Raw genomic sequence first — 17,410 nt, forward strand, 5'->3', positions numbered from 1 at the left:
TACGACCCCCTCGCAGAATCGAGCCACAGGACGATTCTCGGGGCCGGTTTTCACGCCGGCCAGGTCAGCTCTCGCTGTCCATTCCCTGCCATTTTTTCTCTGGGACACAGGTTTACGCAGATGAGCAAGACTTCTCTCGATAAGAGCAAGATCAAGTTCCTTCTTTTGGAAGGCGTCCACCAATCCGCTGTTGAAGTGCTCAAATCCGCCGGGTACACCAGCATTGAGTACATCACCAGTTCCTTGCCTGAAGCCCAGCTGAAGGAAAAGATCGCTGATGCCCACTTTATCGGCATCCGTTCTCGTACCCAGCTGACCGAAGAAGTGTTCGATTGCGCCAAGAAACTGGTCGCTGTTGGTTGTTTCTGCATCGGCACCAACCAGGTCGACCTCAACGCTGCTCGCGAACGCGGTATCGCTGTTTTCAACGCCCCTTACTCCAACACCCGTTCGGTGGCCGAGTTGGTGCTGGCTGAAGCGATCCTGTTGTTGCGTGGCATCCCTGAGAAAAACGCTTCCTGCCACCGTGGCGGCTGGATCAAAAGCGCAGCCAACTCCTTCGAAATCCGCGGCAAAAAGCTGGGTATCGTGGGTTACGGCTCGATCGGTACTCAGCTGTCGGTTCTGGCTGAAGGTCTGGGCATGCAGGTGTTCTTCTACGACACCGTGACCAAGCTGCCATTGGGCAACGCCACCCAGGTCGGCAATCTGCACGAACTGTTGGGCATGTCCGACATCGTCACCTTGCACGTACCGGAAACCGCAGCCACCCAGTGGATGATCGGCGAGAAAGAAATCCGTGCCATTAAAAAGGGCGGCATTCTGATCAACGCCGCTCGCGGCACCGTGGTTGAGCTGGACGAACTGGCTGACGCAATCAAGGACAAGCACCTGATCGGCGCCGCCATCGACGTGTTCCCGGTTGAGCCGCGCTCCAACGACGACGTGTTCGAAAGCCCGCTGCGTGGCCTGGACAACGTGATCCTGACCCCGCACATCGGCGGTTCTACCGCTGAAGCGCAAGCCAACATTGGTCTGGAAGTGGCAGAAAAACTGGTCAAGTACAGCGACAACGGTACCTCGGTATCGTCCGTGAACTTCCCGGAAGTGGCCCTGCCGGCCCACCCTGGCAAGCACCGCCTGCTGCACATCCACCAGAACATCCCGGGCGTGATGAGCGAGATCAACAAGATCTTCGCCGAAAACGGGATCAACATCTCCGGCCAATTCCTGCAAACCAACGAGAAAGTTGGCTATGTAGTGATCGACGTCGACGCCGAGTCTTCGGACCTGGCGCAAGAGAAGCTGCAGACCATCAACGGCACTATTCGCTGCCGCGTGTTGTTCTAAACGCCTCTCACTAAAAAGGGAGACCCTCGGGTCTCCCTTTTTTATGCGTCGAAAAAGCTTATTTCACATTAACCGTGATTTTTTCCGACACGATGCTTGGCTTGAACGGCACATGAACCTGGTTACCCAGCACCAGTTGCAGGGTGTGCTTGCCAGGTGGCAGGGTGACCTGGGTTTCGGTCTGGGCCTTGCCGAAATGGATATGGTTGGCATCGGCCGGGATCGGTGCGTTCTCGGCCGGCAACTGGTCGACATCGATCAGCAGGTGGTGATGGCCCGCATGCGGCGTGGCCTCGGTGATAGGCGCCAGAGGCATGCCTTCAATACCGAATTTAACGGTGAAAGTTTGATCAACTGTGGCACCGTCTTTAGGTTCGACGATAAACACTTTGGCGCCTTTTGGTGCAGGCTCCGATTCCAGGCCAGCCGCTGTGGCCATGACCGAAGCGCCCATCAATACAGAAGCCAGCGCAACACGAGACAGTAGAGCTTTCATTTTTTTCTCCGGTTTTTTGCAAAATTCTTCGGTGCCTGACAACTTAGAGCCAAACCGTTGTCCAACCCCGCAAGTGACCAACATAAAGCAAAGCGAACGTTAAATGCGATTCGCTTGCATCCCAACCAAAGGAGTGACCATGCGTTTATTGCCGGGCCTGATGCTTTTACTGCCACTGGCGAGCCCTTTTGCTCAGGCCGAACTGATCGACGACATCAATGACCGTGGTGAACTGCGCATAGCCCTGGAAGCCGACATGGCACCGTTCAGCTTCAAGCAGGACGGGCGTCTGACCGGCTTTGACGTTGAACTGGCCGAGTTGCTGGCTCAGGAACTGGAAGTACATTCCTCCATTCTGGTCACCGATAACGCTGACTTGCTGTCAGGGGTTGAGAGCGGCAAATACGATGTCGCGATCAATCATGTGGCTTTGACCCAGGAACTCCAGGATCGGTTCGATTTCAGCGAACCTTACAGCCATCTGCCAGCGCAGACGATTGCCCGGCAAGAGCAGCCGCGCTCACTCAACAGCCTTGCAATGTTTCAAGGCCAGACTTTAGGCGTAGCTCAGGGCAATGGGTTTGTCGAACGTGGGCCATTGGTCACGGTGGCGCAGAAAACGCCGGTCACAGATGAGGAAGTTGCCCTGGTAATCCCCTTCCAGAAAGGCAACCCGGCGTTCCAGGCCAGCCTGGACAAGGCCTTGCAGCGGATCAAGGCAGACGGGAGGCTGGAGGCGTTGTCGCAGAAGTGGTTCGGGATGTCTGCAAGACAGCCCTGAAGACCCAATGTGGGAGCAGGCTTGCCCGCGATGGGAGCGACTCGGTAAGTCAGGCATACCGAGTTGTCTGCATCGCGAGCAAGCCCGCTCCCACCGAATACTCAGGGTTAACGAATCGCCTTCACATCCCCGGCCTTCACCTCAGCCGCCTGGTTGCCCCAACTGGTGCGGATGAAATTGACCACATCGGCCACTTCCTGATCCGACAAACGCCAGTCGAAAGCGGGCATGGTGAACGTCGATGGCGCTGTATGCGTTGCAGGCAACGTCCCTCCCTTAAGCACGATATGTATCAACGACGTCGGGTCGGCCGACTGCAATACCGGGTTGCCCGCCAGGGCAGGGAACACACGGGTATAGCCGTGACCGTCGGTACGATGGCAAGCCGCACAGTTGTCGATGTACACCGCAGCGCCACGCTTGCTGTCATCACCGTTCCACAAGGCATCCGCCACTGCCGGGTTGTACTGATGCGGTTTGTCAGCCGGATTCACCGCTGGCAACGACTTCAGGTAACGGGCAATGGCCGTCAGATCAGCGTCGGACATGTACTGCATGCTGTGTACGATCACATCGCTCATGCCGCCAAATACCGCACTGCGATCACTGCGACCGGTCTTGAGGAACTGCACCAGCTGGTCTTCGCTCCAGCTGCCCAGACCGTCCTTGTGATCACCGCGCAGGTTCTTCGCGATCCAGCCTTCCAGCGGGGCACTGCCTGACAGAAATGCCGGGCTATCACTGGCACTCAAGGCTTTTTCCTGCATGGTCAGGGCCCGTGGCGTATGGCATGCACCGCAGTGGCCCAAGCCTTCCACCAGATACGCCCCACGACTGACTACCGCGTCCTGCCCGGCTTGCGGCTTGAAATCTTCAACCGCAGGGGCAAACAGCCAGCGCCAGATCGCCAGCGGCCAGCGCATGCTCAACGGCCACGGGATATCGGCTTCCTGGTTCGCTTGCTCGACAGGTTTAACGCCCTTCATGAAGTAGGCATACAACGCCCGCATATCGGCCTCGTTGACCCGTGCATAGGACGGATACGGCATGGCCGGATACAAGGTGCTGCCGTTCTGAGCAACACCGTGACGCACGGCTTTGTCGAAATCTTCAAAGCTGTAAGTGCCAATGCCGTTTTTGTCTGGCGTGATGTTAGTCGAATAAATGGTGCCGATCGGCGTCTCCATCGCCAGGCCACCGGCGAACGGCTTGCCGCCCTTGGCCGTATGGCACGCCACGCAGTCACCGGCACGGGCGAGATATTCACCTTGTTTGATCAACGCCTGCGGGTCGCTTTCAGCGGCCACCGCCGAAAAGCTGGCGAGCAGGCTCAGGGTTGCGATAACAAGTGCTTTCATGGTCATCGCTCCTTATGCCTGAACCAGTGGGCCGGGGTTCTTCAGATACTGCTCACGGATTGCCCGCGCCGACCAATAGGTCAATGCAGCCACCAGCCCCGTAGGGTTGTAGCCCAAACCTTGTGGGAAAGCCGATGCACCCGGCACAAACACGTTGTGCACGTCCCAGCTTTGCAGGTAACGGTTCAGTGCACTGGTTTTCGGGTTGGTCCCCATGATCGCTCCACCATTAAGGTGGGTGGTCTGGTACGACGACGTATTGAAGTGGTCACCCACTTGTTTGCCGATACGCGCAATGGCCTTGGGGTTCATCGCTTCGGCGATCTTGCCCATTTTTTCCATCATGAAACGGTTCATCTTGATGTCGTTTTCTTGCCAGTCGAACGTCATGCGTAGCAACGGCTGGCCGTAGGCATCGCGATACACCGGGTCCAGATCGAGGTAGTTGCCACGGTAGGACTGATGCGCACCGTGGGCGTCCATCGACACTTGGTGAGTGTAGTAATCGGCGGTTGCACGCTTCCACGCGCTGCCCCAGGCCGGCGTACCCGGCGGGTTGGACGTGCCTGCAATCGGCCGGCTACCGGCCTGGTTGACCCACATCGGCGAGCCGCCGACAAAACCGTGCGGCCCGTGGTCGAAGTTGTCGGCGTTGAAATCATCAATTGCCACGCCATTGCCGCCTGCACCGATAAAGTTATTGGTGTGCACGTCTTTGTCGAAGTAGGCCTTGATGGTGCCCATGTTCTGGTAAGCAAAGTTTTTACCGACAACACCTTCGCCGGTTTTCGGGTCATACGGCTTGCCAATGCCCGACAACAACATCAGACGCACATTGTGGAACTGGAACGCGCCCAGGATCACCAGATCGGCCTGCTGCTCGATTTCTCGGCCCAGGGCATCGATATAGGTCACGCCGGTAGCCTTGGTTTTGCTGCTGTCCAGGTTGACCCGGATCACATGGGCATTCGGGCGCAGCTCGAAGTTCGGCAACGGCTTCAGGGCAGGAAGAATGTTTACGTTGGGCGATGCCTTGGAATACATGTAGCAGACATAACCGCTGCAAAAACCGCAGAAGTTGCACGGACCCATCTGCGCGCCATAGGGGTTGGTGTATGGCCCGGAGGTGTTTGCCGACGGCAAGTTATAAGGCTTGTAGCCAACCTCATTGGCCGCTTTCTGAAACAGCTGTGCGGAGTAGGTGTTCTTCTGCGACACCAACGGAAAGTGGTCCGAACGGTCCGGCGCATAAGGGTTGCCGCCCTTGCCTTCACCGACCCGTTGGCCATTGACGGTCCAGGCCTGACCCGACGTACCAAAAACCTTTTCGGCATAGTCGAAGAACGGCTCCAGCTCTTCGTAGCTGACGCCGAAGTCCTGGATGGTCATGTCCTTGGGGATAAAGTTCTTGCCGTAACGCTCTTCGTAATGGCTGCGCATGCGCAGTTCGATCGGGTCGACCCGAAAGTGCACACCCGACCAGTGCAAGCCTGCACCGCCCACACCGTTACCCGGCAGGAAAGCGCCCAACTGGCGGTTGGGCAGGGCCACGTCATTGACGCTATGGCGAATGGTGACGGTTTCTTTGGAGACGTCCTGGAACAGCTTTTTGCGCACGCTGTAGGTAAGTTCGTCGATGACCTGTGGATAGTTGCCGTCTGGATAGGTGTCCTGCATCGGACCGCGCTCCAGGGCCACAACATTCAGGCCGGCTTCGGTCAGCTCTTTGGCCATGATCGCGCCGGTCCAACCGAAACCAACGATTACTGCATCAACTTTTTTCATAACGGTCGACATGCTCAAGCCCTCTCGCCGCGAATGGAAACTGCCGGGAAGGGGTATTGCTCGTTGCGTTCTACCCAGTCCATGAAATCAGCGCGCGCGCCGGGGAAGCCGATCATGGTCCAGCCGATCATGCCTTTGTTGCCACCGTGAATAGGGTCGCAAAAGAAGCCTTCCTTGGTGTTTTGCAGCAAAAAGCTGAAAAACATCTTGGCCGGGACGCTATCGAATTTAGGCGTGCCGGCTTCCAGCTGTTTGAGCACTTCGTCTCGGGTAGCGCTGTCTAGCCCAGCAAATGTTGAGTTATAGGCTTTTTTGCAGAGCTCCTCCGTGGCAGCAATGCCCAGGCGATAGATCTGTTTTGGCACCAGTTTGCTCTGCCAGCCCATTTCCGGCGCAGCGTCGGCATTGAACGGCCCCTGCATAAACCACAGCGCGCCGCTGGCGTAAGGCGTGTTCATCTGACGGTCGATATATTCCGGAACGCCAGCTTCGAGCGCACCCGGGCCTTGCTCGTCAGCCGGGATCAGACGCGCGACGGCGGCGTTAACGAACGCCCACTCTTCAGCCGTGAAGTACGTTGGTTCATAGGCCGGGCCTGATGCGGCAACGGGCGGCGCAGCGACCGGTGCGGCTTGAGCGTCTGGCGTAGCCATCAGAACGGAACCACCCAGGCCCGTGCTCGCAACAGTGACCACTGGAATCAGGGTCAGGGTTTTGCGCAAAAACTCACGCCGGGGGTTGTCTTGCTCAGACATGCGGGGCACCTCATCAGGCATTCACGGATTACAGCCGCTCATGGGCAGCTTTTCGTTTTGGCAGCGATACGGGTCGAAATCGACCTGAGAAAAAAAACGCAGGCAAAGTTTGGTTACAAATACTAACAGGCCAGGCGACCAGATGAATCGTTTCATGCGTAAATTTGCCGCACCAATAGCATCAGGCCATCACTGGCTGCGCCCTCACGCTTTTTTGACAAATGCCTGACACAGTTTTGATAAGTCATCCCTCAATCTAGCGTTTCAACTTCCAAATTCTTTGTTAATGGTCGAACTGATATGCCCAAAGCCCGGTTTTTTCCTGCTCTGTGCCTGACCTTGCTGGCAGCGTTTTCTGTGCCTCAGGCCCTGGCCGACGAAACAGCCCAGGCCCGGCCTGTACAGTGGGCACAGCCCATTGCCACGCAATACAACCTCTATCAAATGTCCCCGACCCTGTACCGCAGCGCACTGCCTGACAGTGCCGCGCAGCCGCTGCTGGAAAAATTACAGATAAGCACCGTCATCAACTTCTTGCCTGATGCCGACAGTTCCTGGCTCAAGACTCCAAGCGTCGCTCAAGTCCAACTGCCTTATCGCACCAACCATGTAGATGACACCGATGTGCTGGCCGCGCTGCGTGCCATCCAGACGGCACAAGCACAGGGCCCTGTATTGATGCACTGCAAGCACGGTTCGGACCGTACCGGGCTGATGGCGGCGATGTACCGCGTGGTCGTGCAGGACTGGAGCAAGGAAGACGCCCTGAAAGAAATGACCCAGGGCGGCTTTGGCGAAAACTCGCACCACAAAGATGGCGAGAGCTACATGATGAAGGCGGATATCCCACAGTTGCGCGCAGCCCTGAGCAGCGGCGCATGCAGTACCAGCCCTTTTGCTTCATGCGTGGTGAAGAACTGGCTCAAGTCCTGAAGATACCTACACGCTCGCGGGCGGCTGGCCCATAAATACCTCGAAAGACTCATGCAGCGGGCGTTCGATGCCCGGTGCATGGAAGGCTTCGCGATAGGCCAAGCCCGTTTGCGGGTTAAACACACCTTGCTGTTCAAACCTTGCAAAAACCTGCTCAGCCATCGCTTCGGCCCATTCATTGACGAAATAAGCGCCATCATGGCCCGAGACGATCGCATCGAAAGTGTTGGCAGATCGGTCGTTCTGCGCCAACGGTAACGGCTGGAGTTCATTGTGTGCACTGCGCCAGATCTCTTCCACGCTGCGGCCATCGCCCCAGGTGCGGTGCAGTTCAAAATCAAACAGCGCAAGCCCAAGCTCGCGGGCCGTTTCAAGCCAACGCTCGGCACTGCGCGCTTCAAGTACTTGGTCTATCTGCTCATAGGTCAGCTCACTGTCATGCTGGGCATGCCTGGCCAACCAGCGCAGACCGTCCCGTGACCAGCACCACTTTTCAGCGCATTTGCCTGAAAACCCGGACGCCTCAGCATTCAGTACATCCACGCGGGAAAATGCACCGTAGGGACTGCGGGTCAGCAGTTGCTTCATGCAACAACCCAACTCATGGAAAAGCAGCGTTAACTGCTGCGGTGTCAGCAGTGATGGGGAGCCAGGGGATTCGGGTGAGAAGTTGCCATAGAGAATGGCCACCGGGGTGGTCAGGTCCCCTTGCTGATTGATTCTGCGGTTACGTGCCGACTGCATCCAGCACATATTCGGCTTGGATTCACGAAGGTAAGGATCGAGATAAAGATGCCCCACCCGAACACCTGACTCGACCACCTCAAACAAACGAACGTCCGGGTGCCAGGTATCAAACGATACCTGTTCGACCAGATCGACCGCGAAGAGGCGCTTGATGAGTAACACGATGCCTTCAAAAACACGTGTGAACGCAAAATATGATTTCAATTGATCGCCCGCCAGCGGGCTTAGTTGCAGAGCGCGTTTTTGCGCCAGAAACAACAGATCCCATGGTTTGAGTCCGTCGTATTGCATGGCCGACGCCAGGGCATTCAGCTCTGCGGTTTGAGTTGAAAAAAATGCCGACTTGCGTTCAATTCGAGTGCGCAGAAAACTCAGCACCTCATCAACCGAGGTTGCCGTCTTGCCCTGCAGGCTCAGCTCGGCATGGTTGTCATACCCCAGCAGGCGCGCCTTCTGCTGACGCAGCCTGAGCAGATCATGGAGCACCGGGCCATTGCCATATTGCCCGCCTGCGGGGCCCTGCTCGGAAGCCCGCGTGTTGTAGGCCGTGAACAACTCCTCGCGCAGCGCCCTGTTTTCGCATGAGCGCATGATCGCGGTGTAGGTAGCGCGCTCCTGAAGAGTTATCAGCCAGCCTTGCAGGTCGGCGTCCGTGGCAATGTCTGCCAACTGCCCCTTGAGTTCACTCGCAAGCCCCGCAAGCAAGGACTCATCGGTAACCAGCTTGCTCCAGGATTTTCTGGATTGTCGTGCGTTTTCGTAAAAAACCCATTCCTGTCGGGATATCTCGTGGTTGAGCTCGATGAGTTCGCCTCTGCCAGAGGCTGACAGCTCACTCCCAGCCAACCGGTAGTCGCGCAGTATCTTGCCCAATAGAGCCTGCTGCGAGCGATCAAATTGCATGGCTTCAGGGCTTTCTGCCAAAGCCTTGCAGGCCAGATAAAGCTCGCGATTTTGCAAGACTTGCGCCTTGTAATTGTAGGCAGCCAGAAAGCATTGGCCGATGTCTGTTTCCCATGACACTTCTCTTGGTACCTGCCCCAGTGTCGTGATGACGGCAATGGCTTCATCCAGCCGCGCCGTCAGGGCTTCCATCGGCAACACCAGACCCGACCATGTGGGTTGGGACTGGGCACTGACGATTCGGCTGATTGACTGCAGGTTGTCGGCAACAATGTGTTCGATTGCCGGCTTGAGATGTTCTAGACGTACCTTGCTGTAAAGGGGCAGAAGGGTCGCGCTCAACAGCGGGTTGGTTGGCTCCATGGCAGCATTCCTTGAAAGTTCTGCTTCATTTCGGGCTGAGTATCGGTGGGTTCTCAGCCTATTGAGACAGGGATTTCAGGGGGGCTATCTATGTAGTGCAGCCTCAAAAAGCTCAGCGTTCTGCCCATTTATACAAGGCAGCCTTACGCTGTTCGGGGGGCAATTTACCCAGCTGTTCAACTTCGGCATAAAAACTCGGCCAGTCGCCGCCCACGTGCTTGAACAGGGCTGCGAAGGCAGGCACCCATTGATCGTAAAGACCGAAGGGCAACAATTTGGCGTTATTGAGAGGGCCATTGACCCACGCGTCATAGCGCGGATTTCCCGCCCATTGCTCATCCCGTAACTGACGATAATCACGGCGCATTCGTTCGAATGCAGCGGTTTTACGCTGCTGCATTTCGGCTGCAGGCAACGGCTGTGCATAAAGGGTCTTCAAGCGCTGGCGAGTGTCGAGCACCAGGGTGATAAATTGTTCACGTTGCTGCACATGGCTGCCGTCGGAGGGTGGCAAGCCTTGTTCGACGCGCCATTGGCGGGTGCCTTCCTGTTCCACGAAACTGGCAAAAGACTCATTGAATTCAGTGTCGTCCTTCACATAAAACTGCTGATGGGCCAGCTCGTGAAAGATCAGTGTGGCCAAGCGCTCATCACCCCAATTGAGCATGCCATTGAGGATCGGGTCATCAAACCATCCCAGGGTGGAATAGGCTTCAACGCCGCTGACAAACACGTCCATGCCCTGCTGGCGTTGCAGGGCCGCCTCGCCTCGCGCCGCTCCCTGGCTGTAATAACCCCGGTAGGCCACGCACCCGGCTATGGGAAAGCAATGGGTGACGGGGTCGAGGGAGTACGCCGGGGTGGCAAAGACATTCCACACCACATACTGCCGTTTCAGGTCGGCATACAGACGATAGCTCTGGTTGTCCGGCAGGTGTAAATGCTCGCTGGCGAAGGAGCGCGCAGCCTGGGCTTTTGCCAATTGCTCACGCAACGCTGTCGGGCGCCGGGGATCAACAATCACCTTGCTCACGGGTTCACGGGCCTGCAATAAATTCCATTGGCCGGTGGCCAATTGCGAGTAGTAGCCCGCACTGGAGCAACCGCTGAGCAGAAGCGGCAAGGCAAGGACCAACAAGCCGCGAACACGCGAGGTCATAAAGCGATCCAGTAGGCGAGTGATGTGACCATAATGCACGCTATGCTTGCGTAACACTTTTTTTGGACATCATCATGCGCACGCTTTTGTGGTTGCTGGCTGCTTGTCTGCTCAGCGCCTGTACCAGCACGCCAATCCCCCCGGCTGATCCCACAATGGCCTGGGTCGACCTTGAAACCCAAACCGGCAAGCTGGTAATGGCCGAGCGTCTGGATAACAAGCGACAGGCCGATGGCCGCTATTTTCAAGTAACGCCAGGTAGCCACGAGTTGATGGTGCGCTTCGATTTCGAGGTGTTTGTCGGCGGCATGGGTATGTTCAGTGATCCACAGGAACGCCTGTGTTACGTCACCGTCGATTACGACAACTTCCAGCCCGGCCAGCGTTACCGGCTACAGGCCCGCTCACTGGGCTTCAACGCCTACGCCCGGCTGTACGACGCAACGGGCAAGGTGGTCGCCGAGGAGCGGCTGGTCAACTGCTTACCTTGAAGGCTGACGGTCGTTGTTCTGGTAGATGATTTTCTTGGTGCCGCTTTCACACGAACCAACCACCATGTTCTCGTCATGAACTTCTTCATTGCTCACGATTTCGAGGGTGTAGGACGACACATTGTTCGCCTGGATCTTGGCTTCGATTTCGGCTTTCAGTTCTTCGCACGGCTTGGGCGCCGCCAGAGCCGAGGTGGCCAAGGCGCAGCAAACTACAGCTAGAGCAAAACGTTTCATGGTGAGACTCCCTTGAGGCAGAACGCAAAGTCATGATCTGACGCGAGTAACGACCATTCGATCACATATCGCACAGCGCAGGACTGATCTGTCGCAGCCGGGTATCGATTGTGCCCCGCTAGCGGTTAGCGGGGCACACAGGTGGTGTCAGCTCACCAGCGTCGCGTCGAGGGTGATTTTGGCGTTCAGTACCTTGGACACCGGGCAGCCCTCTTTGGCTTTGGTGGTCAGTTCGTCGAATTGCGCCTGGGTGGCGCCGGGCACCTTGGCCTTGAGCACCAGATGCACGGCCGTAATTGCAAAGCCGCCGTCCACTTGATCCAGGGTTACTTCAGCAGTGGTATCGATACTGTCGGCCTTGAGGCCGGCATCACCGAGAATCATCGACAAGGCCATCGAGAAACAGCCTGCATGGGCTGCGCCGATCAGCTCTTCGGGGTTGGTGCCCTTACCGCCTTCGAACCTCGCCTTGAAGCCATAAGGCGCTTCGCGCAGCACGCCGGTTTCTGTGGAGATGGAGCCAATGCCGGTTTTAAGGTCGCCTGCCCAATGAGCCGATGCTTTCTTTTTAATACTCATGCGTGCCTCCTGAAGAACGGCGCGAAGGTTTCACGCCTTGAATGAACTAGTGAGGGTAGTTCGCCCCACAAAGTTCACCCTGTCGGACCAATCTTCATTTTTAGTAGCTCAATTCCCAGTCGACCATTGAAACTCGGGTATATGCCCATATTGCTGTAAGTACTGGCAGGTTATGCGAGCACCCTGACCTGCATCCCACCTGGAGTAGCCGGCTGATGAAACGACTGTCTGACATCAAATTCTCGACCCTCGACCTGGTCCCTGTCCGCGAAAACGGCAGTGCAGCCCAGTCGTTGCGTAATTCGCTGGATCTGGCACAGCATGTGGAAAAATTCGGCTACAACCGTTTCTGGGTAGCGGAACACCACAACATGGATGGGATTGCCAGTTCGGCGACCTCGGTGTTGATCGGTTATCTCGCCGGCGGTACGTCAACCATCCGTGTCGGCTCGGGCGGCGTGATGCTGCCCAACCATGCGCCGCTGGTTATCGCCGAGCAGTTCGGCACCCTCGAAAGCCTGTACCCGGGACGCATTGACCTGGGCCTTGGCCGCGCGCCCGGCTCGGATCAGATGACCGCCCGCGCCCTGCGTCGTGAGCGTTCGGGCAGTGCCGATGATTTCCCGCAGGATGTGGCCGAGCTGATGCGCTATCTGGGCCCACGTACTCCCGACCAACGGATCATCGCCATGCCGGGCACTGGCACCAATGTGCCGGTCTGGCTGCTGGGCTCCAGTCTGTTCAGCGCACAATTGGCCGGTGAACTGGGTTTGCCTTACGCCTTTGCATCACATTTCGCACCACGGTTGATGCATGAAGCGATTCGCGTTTATCGCAACCACTTCAAGCCTTCTGCCGTGCTGGACAAGCCCTACGTGATGTTGGGCGTGCCGCTGGTGGCTGCTGATACCGACGAGCAGGCCGAGTACCTGGCCACCTCGGTGTACCAGCGAATCCTGGCGCTGATGCGCGGGCAGAGTCTGGTGCAGCGCGCGCCGGTGGCGACGATGGACGGTTTGTGGCTGCCCCACGAAAAAGAGGCGGTGATGAGTTTCCTGGGCCTGGCGATGGTCGGCAGCCCGCAGAAGATCAAGGCCAAGCTGGACGTGCTGGTCGAGCAGACCCAGGCCGATGAGTTGATTTTTACCTGTGATCTGTACGAACACGCAGACCGCATTCACTCGTATGAATTGCTGTCGCAGGTGATGAAAGGGGCCTGACACAAAGGGAAGTGTGGGAGCGGGCTTGCTCGCGATGGTATCGACGCGATTGATCTGAAACACCGCAGCGTGCGCATCGCGAGCAAGCCCGCTCCCACAAGATCTACTACTGCGCTGGACTTACCCGCGCTTGTAGACAATTTCTTTGGTGCCGGCTTCGCAAGAGCCCACTACCTTGCCGTCAGCGGCAGCACCTTTTTCCACAACCGTCAGCGAATAATGTCTGGCGCCGTTAGCTTCAATCTTCGCCGCGATTTCGCTTTTCAGTTCTTCGCACGGCTTGCCCGCCGCGAACGCCGTTCCTGCCAGACTCAGCAAACCTACAGCCAATAAAAGCTTTTTCATCGGTCACATTCCCCGGTCAAAACAAAAAGGGTGCAATGCGAACATGCCGCATTGCACCCAGACTGTGTAGCGGACTTTATGGCAAACGGCCAGTCCACGGGGCAAAACCTTGCCTCAAATCAACTGCTGGCAATCCTGAAGCCGATTTTGAGCGTTACCTGATAGTGCGCCACCTTGCCGTCCTTGATATGGCCGCGGGTGTCGATCACCTCGAACCATTCAAGGTGCTTGATGCTTTTGTTGGCTTCGGCCAGTGCATTACCGATGGCGTCTTCTATGCTGGTCGGGGACGAGCCTACCAATTCGACTTTCTTGTAGGTGTGATGGTCAGACATAACGTTCTCCTTTGTCGTAAATCAAAGCCTAGCAGCGAATGTGCTAAATACTTTGTAGGCAATCTAAAAGGAAAAGTTCAGGTTAACTGCACTTTCTCACGCCCCTGTAGTCCGACTTAACAAGCACCTCACTCATCAATGCAGGAGAGCCCTAATGGCTAGCAACTCTTTACGTAAAGCCTCATTGCAAAGCATGGAAGCAGAGATCGAGAGCCTGCTCAAGTCTCTTGAAAGCCTCAAGCACGACGCTTCGGACGAGTCCAAAAAGACCCTTGGCATCCTCAAGAACAACGCCGAGAACGCGCTGAAGCATTCACGTCATCTGCTCAGCGATGCGCTGGAAGAAGTGAAGGACAAAACCCGCGAAACCGCGATCGCTACCCGTGAATACGCCCAAGAGCATCCGTATGCCACCGCTGGCGTTGCCATCGGCGCACTGGGTCTGCTGGCAGCCTTCCTGTTGTGCAAGCGCGGCAATTAATCTGCGCTGCGCGCAAGCTCTGCCTTGAGCCATTGCGCAAGTTGCCTGGCGCGTCCGTCTGCGGCGCGCTTGGGCAACCATAACGTCAGTTGCCCCGGGGTTTCATTGAAGCCCCAGGGCGCAGCCAGCCGTCCTGCTTGCAGGTCCTGGGCCACCAGCGGCTCGGGAGCAATCGCTACACCCAGCCCCGCAACGGCGGCTTCCAGCAAGTAATACAAGTGCTCAAACCCCTGCCCGTATTTTAAATCCTTCGTCTCAATTGCGTTTTTTTGCGCCCAGCTCGGCCATGCCTGCGGCCGCGAAGTGGTGTGCAGCAACGGTTCGTCGAGCAAGGCGCTGGCCGGGGCATGGCGCAGTTGTTCGTACCGCGCATAACGGGGGCTGACCACCGGGCCAATGCGCTCGCTGGCTAACTCATAAACCTGCATGTCTGCTGGCCAGGGTGGCTCGGCAAACACCAGCAAAGCATCCAGCCCGGGGCGACGCGGGTCCAGATCGCCTTCACCGGCCGACAGGTGCAGGCGCAAGTCAGGCAAATCGGCATTCAATCGGCCCAGGCGCGGAATAAACCAGCGTGCCAGCAAACTGCCTGAACAGCCGAGCACGAACGGAGCGTCAACCTGGCTTTGCGTGAGTTCAGCGCATACATTTCTCAAGCGCTCAAAGGCTTCGCTACTGGCATCCCGCAAGCGGATACCGGCTTCGGTCAGCTTTAGCCCGCGCCCTTCCTTGACGAACAGGCTCACCCCCAGGTGCTCTTCCAGCACTTTCAATTGCCGACTGACGGCACCGTGGGTGACGTGTAGCTGCTCAGCCGCCTGGCTGACGCTGCTCAGGCGGGCGGTGGCTTCAAAGGCACGCAGGGCATTAAGAGGGGGGAGATCGCGGCTCATGGTATCTGTGAGTTTTCCTGACAGGTTACGGCGATCTTATCGGTTTTCATCCCGGGCTGTCACGGGTACAGTCAGGCCCATAGACCTTCGCCATTTTTTATCTGGAGCGTCACATGACTCAATCCACTTTGCGTACCGGCCCTGATGCCAATGGCCTGTTTGGCTCATTTGGCGGCCGTTATGTGGCTGAAACCCTGATGCCGCTGATCCTTGACCTGGATCGCGAGTACGAGCTGGCGAAAAAAGACCCTGAGTTCATCAAGGAGCTGGCCTACTTCCAACGCGACTACGTGGGCCGCCCAAGCCCGCTGTACTTCGCCGAGCGGCTGACCGAGTTCTGTGGCGGCGCCAAGATCTACCTCAAGCGCGAAGAGCTGAACCACACCGGCGCCCACAAGATCAACAACTGCATCGGCCAGATCCTGCTGGCACGGCGCATGGGCAAAAAACGCATCATCGCCGAGACCGGCGCCGGCATGCACGGCGTGGCCACTGCCACCGTGGCTGCGCGCTTTGGCCTGCAGTGCGTGATCTACATGGGCACCACCGACATCGAGCGCCAGCAGGCCAACGTGTTCCGCATGAAGCTGCTGGGCGCCGAAGTGATCCCGGTGGTGGCCGGCACTGGCACCCTCAAAGATGCAATGAACGAAGCCTTGCGTGACTGGGTGACCAACGTTGACAGCACCTTTTACCTGATCGGCACCGTGGCTGGCCCGCATCCTTACCCGGCGATGGTGCGCGACTTCCAGGCCGTGATCGGCAAGGAAACCCGCGACCAGATGCAAGCCCAGGAAGGCCGCCTGCCGGACAGCCTGGTGGCATGCATCGGCGGTGGCTCCAACGCCATGGGCCTGTTCCACCCGTTCCTGGATGACACCGGCGTTGAAATCATCGGCGTAGAAGCCGCCGGCTACGGTATCGAAACCGGCAAGCACGCGGCCAGCCTCAATGGCGGTGAGCCGGGCGTGCTGCACGGCAACCGTACCTTCCTGTTGCAGGACGACGATGGCCAGATCATCGACGCCCATTCGATTTCCGCAGGCCTGGACTACCCGGGCATCGGCCCTGAACACGCCTGGTTGCACGATATCGGTCGCGTCCAGTACACCTCGGTGACCGACGCTGAGGCGCTGGATGCCTTCCACAAATGCTGCCGCCTTGAAGGCATCATCCCGGCCCTGGAAAGCGCCCACGCGCTGGCCGAAGTGTTCAAGCGCGCACCGACCCTGCCGGCCGATCACCTGATGGTGGTCAACCTTTCGGGTCGCGGCGACAAAGACATGCAAACCGTGATGCACCACATGGAACAGTCTCAACAGGAGCAACACTGATGAGCCGCCTGCAAACGCGCTTTACCGCTCTCAAGGAACAAAACCGCGCGGCGCTGGTGACCTTTGTCACCGCCGGTGACCCGGATTACGACACCTCGCTGGCCATCCTCAAAGGCTTGCCGGCAGCAGGCGCCGATGTGATCGAACTGGGCATGCCCTTCACCGATCCGATGGCCGACGGCCCGGCGATCCAGCTGGCCAACATCCGTGCATTGGGCGCCAAGCAGAACCTGGCAAAAACCCTGCAGATGGTTCGTGAATTTCGTACCGGTAACAACGACACTCCGCTGGTGCTGATGGGCTATTTCAACCCGATCCACCACTATGGCGTGGCGCGTTTTATCGCCGAAGCCAAAGAGTCGGGCGTAGACGGCCTGATCGTGGTCGACATGCCACCCGAGCACAACAGCGAGCTGTGCGACCCGGCGCAGGCTGCAGGCCTGGACTTTATCCGCCTGACCACGCCAACCACAGACGACGTGCGCCTGCCGACCGTATTGGCCGGCAGCTCGGGCTTTGTGTACTACGTTTCGGTCGCAGGCGTGACCGGTGCCGGTTCGGCCACCACGGAACAGGTGAGCGCGGCTATCGAGCGTCTGCGTCGGCATACTGATTTGCCGATCAGCGTGGGCTTTGGTATCCGTACCCCTGAACAGGCTGCGGCAATTGCCCGCCTGGCCGATGGCGTGGTGGTGGGCTCGGCCCTGATCGACAAGATCGAGAATGCAGCGACGCCTGAACAGGCGGTGGATGGTGTGCTGAGTTTGTGTGCTGCGCTGGCTGAAGGTGTACGTAGCGCCCGCTAGATCAAGAGCCCCTCTCCCGGAGGGAGAGGGGACTGATTGGGGGATGTCACCACACATCG

At 57.8% G+C, this 17,410-nt stretch carries 19 protein-coding genes; 8 read left to right on the forward strand and 11 right to left on the reverse strand.

The window, feature by feature from the left end; genetic code table 11:
• Positions 1 to 120: 120 nt before the first annotated feature.
• Complete coding sequence (serA, locus tag ACP7BE_RS14750; RefSeq protein WP_426106317.1) at positions 121 to 1,350, forward strand: phosphoglycerate dehydrogenase; 1,230 nt, start codon at positions 121 to 123, stop codon at positions 1,348 to 1,350.
• A 58-nt stretch (positions 1,351 to 1,408) separates the two neighbouring features.
• Here the strand turns inward: serA and ACP7BE_RS14755 are convergent, their stop codons facing one another.
• Positions 1,409 to 1,846 carry a DUF4399 domain-containing protein gene (locus tag ACP7BE_RS14755; RefSeq protein ID WP_094999643.1) on the reverse strand — a complete coding sequence of 146 codons (438 nt, stop codon included), beginning with the start codon at positions 1,844 to 1,846 and terminating at the stop codon, positions 1,409 to 1,411.
• Positions 1,847 to 1,985: 139 nt separating this feature from the next.
• Here ACP7BE_RS14755 and ACP7BE_RS14760 point away from each other — a divergent pair, with 139 nt between their 5' ends.
• Positions 1,986 to 2,627: a transporter substrate-binding domain-containing protein gene (locus ACP7BE_RS14760; protein WP_094999642.1), complete on the forward strand. Its 642-nt coding sequence runs from the start codon at positions 1,986 to 1,988 to the stop codon at positions 2,625 to 2,627.
• 107 nt (positions 2,628 to 2,734) lie between these two features.
• On the opposite strand, the gene ACP7BE_RS14765 is transcribed toward ACP7BE_RS14760, so the two are convergent.
• From ACP7BE_RS14765 to ACP7BE_RS14775, 3 genes are read right to left on the reverse strand one after another with little or no spacing between them, the layout of a single operon-like run.
• Entirely contained in the window at positions 2,735 to 3,985 is a 1,251-nt protein-coding gene (locus ACP7BE_RS14765; protein ID WP_095026757.1) for a cytochrome c, read from the reverse strand.
• A 12-nt stretch (positions 3,986 to 3,997) separates the two neighbouring features.
• Positions 3,998 to 5,782 carry a GMC family oxidoreductase gene (locus ACP7BE_RS14770; RefSeq protein ID WP_094999640.1) on the reverse strand — a complete coding sequence of 595 codons (1,785 nt, stop codon included), beginning with the start codon at positions 5,780 to 5,782 and terminating at the stop codon, positions 3,998 to 4,000.
• A gap of 2 nt (positions 5,783 to 5,784) precedes the next feature.
• On the reverse strand, positions 5,785 to 6,525 hold the full coding sequence (locus ACP7BE_RS14775; RefSeq protein WP_094999975.1) for a gluconate 2-dehydrogenase subunit 3 family protein: 741 nt from the start codon (positions 6,523 to 6,525) through the stop codon (positions 5,785 to 5,787).
• A 300-nt stretch (positions 6,526 to 6,825) separates the two neighbouring features.
• On the opposite strand from ACP7BE_RS14775, the gene ACP7BE_RS14780 reads away from it, so the two are divergent.
• Positions 6,826 to 7,458 (forward strand): dual specificity protein phosphatase family protein, encoded by a 633-nt coding sequence (locus ACP7BE_RS14780; RefSeq protein ID WP_426106321.1) that lies wholly within the window; start codon positions 6,826 to 6,828, stop codon positions 7,456 to 7,458.
• A gap of 6 nt (positions 7,459 to 7,464) precedes the next feature.
• On the opposite strand, the gene ACP7BE_RS14785 is transcribed toward ACP7BE_RS14780, so the two are convergent.
• Positions 7,465 to 9,471, reverse strand: coding sequence for a M3 family metallopeptidase (locus ACP7BE_RS14785; RefSeq protein ID WP_426106323.1), 2,007 nt, complete (start codon positions 9,469 to 9,471; stop codon positions 7,465 to 7,467).
• A 112-nt stretch (positions 9,472 to 9,583) separates the two neighbouring features.
• Positions 9,584 to 10,630, reverse strand: a complete 1,047-nt coding sequence (locus ACP7BE_RS14790) for an aminopeptidase (RefSeq protein WP_426106325.1) — start codon at positions 10,628 to 10,630, stop codon at positions 9,584 to 9,586.
• A 74-nt stretch (positions 10,631 to 10,704) separates the two neighbouring features.
• Here ACP7BE_RS14790 and ACP7BE_RS14795 point away from each other — a divergent pair, with 74 nt between their 5' ends.
• Positions 10,705 to 11,121 (forward strand): hypothetical protein, encoded by a 417-nt coding sequence (locus ACP7BE_RS14795; protein ID WP_133144125.1) that lies wholly within the window; start codon positions 10,705 to 10,707, stop codon positions 11,119 to 11,121.
• Here ACP7BE_RS14795 and ACP7BE_RS14800 read toward each other — a convergent pair.
• Both ACP7BE_RS14800 and ACP7BE_RS14805 read right to left on the reverse strand, forming a co-directional pair.
• On the reverse strand, positions 11,113 to 11,358 hold the full coding sequence (locus tag ACP7BE_RS14800; RefSeq protein WP_094999635.1) for a DUF1161 domain-containing protein: 246 nt from the start codon (positions 11,356 to 11,358) through the stop codon (positions 11,113 to 11,115). The genes ACP7BE_RS14795 and ACP7BE_RS14800 overlap by 9 nt on opposite strands.
• A 147-nt stretch (positions 11,359 to 11,505) precedes the next feature.
• The gene (locus ACP7BE_RS14805) at positions 11,506 to 11,937 is read right to left on the reverse strand and encodes an OsmC family protein (protein ID WP_094999634.1); all 432 of its coding nucleotides are present in this window, start codon (positions 11,935 to 11,937) and stop codon (positions 11,506 to 11,508) included.
• Between the two features lie 215 nt (positions 11,938 to 12,152).
• Here ACP7BE_RS14805 and ACP7BE_RS14810 point away from each other — a divergent pair, with 215 nt between their 5' ends.
• Positions 12,153 to 13,157, forward strand: coding sequence for an LLM class flavin-dependent oxidoreductase (locus ACP7BE_RS14810; protein WP_095020613.1), 1,005 nt, complete (start codon positions 12,153 to 12,155; stop codon positions 13,155 to 13,157).
• A 120-nt stretch (positions 13,158 to 13,277) separates the two neighbouring features.
• Here ACP7BE_RS14810 and ACP7BE_RS14815 read toward each other — a convergent pair whose 3' ends face one another.
• Positions 13,278 to 13,502, reverse strand: a complete 225-nt coding sequence (locus ACP7BE_RS14815) for a DUF1161 domain-containing protein (RefSeq protein WP_094999632.1) — start codon at positions 13,500 to 13,502, stop codon at positions 13,278 to 13,280.
• 119 nt (positions 13,503 to 13,621) lie between these two features.
• A complete protein-coding gene (locus tag ACP7BE_RS14820; RefSeq protein WP_094999631.1) occupies positions 13,622 to 13,837 on the reverse strand; it encodes a dodecin in 216 nt (71 codons plus the stop codon).
• A 154-nt stretch (positions 13,838 to 13,991) separates the two neighbouring features.
• Here ACP7BE_RS14820 and ACP7BE_RS14825 point away from each other — a divergent pair, with 154 nt between their 5' ends.
• Entirely contained in the window at positions 13,992 to 14,318 is a 327-nt protein-coding gene (locus ACP7BE_RS14825) for a DUF883 family protein (RefSeq protein WP_016782799.1), read from the forward strand.
• On the opposite strand, the gene ACP7BE_RS14830 is transcribed toward ACP7BE_RS14825, so the two are convergent.
• Entirely contained in the window at positions 14,315 to 15,211 is an 897-nt protein-coding gene (locus ACP7BE_RS14830; protein ID WP_095038472.1) for a LysR family transcriptional regulator, read from the reverse strand. The genes ACP7BE_RS14825 and ACP7BE_RS14830 overlap by 4 nt on opposite strands.
• Positions 15,212 to 15,324: 113 nt before the next feature.
• Here ACP7BE_RS14830 and trpB point away from each other — a divergent pair, with 113 nt between their 5' ends.
• Complete coding sequence (gene trpB, locus ACP7BE_RS14835; RefSeq protein ID WP_094999629.1) at positions 15,325 to 16,545, forward strand: tryptophan synthase subunit beta; 1,221 nt, start codon at positions 15,325 to 15,327, stop codon at positions 16,543 to 16,545.
• Positions 16,545 to 17,351: a tryptophan synthase subunit alpha gene (gene trpA, locus ACP7BE_RS14840; RefSeq protein ID WP_150629112.1), complete on the forward strand. Its 807-nt coding sequence runs from the start codon at positions 16,545 to 16,547 to the stop codon at positions 17,349 to 17,351. Before trpB ends, trpA begins: the two co-directional genes overlap by 1 nt.
• Positions 17,352 to 17,410 lie beyond the last annotated feature (59 nt).

This window comes from Pseudomonas sp. TWR1-1-3 (genome assembly GCF_049896805.1).
GTDB lineage: Bacteria > Pseudomonadota > Gammaproteobacteria > Pseudomonadales > Pseudomonadaceae > Aquipseudomonas > Aquipseudomonas bubulae.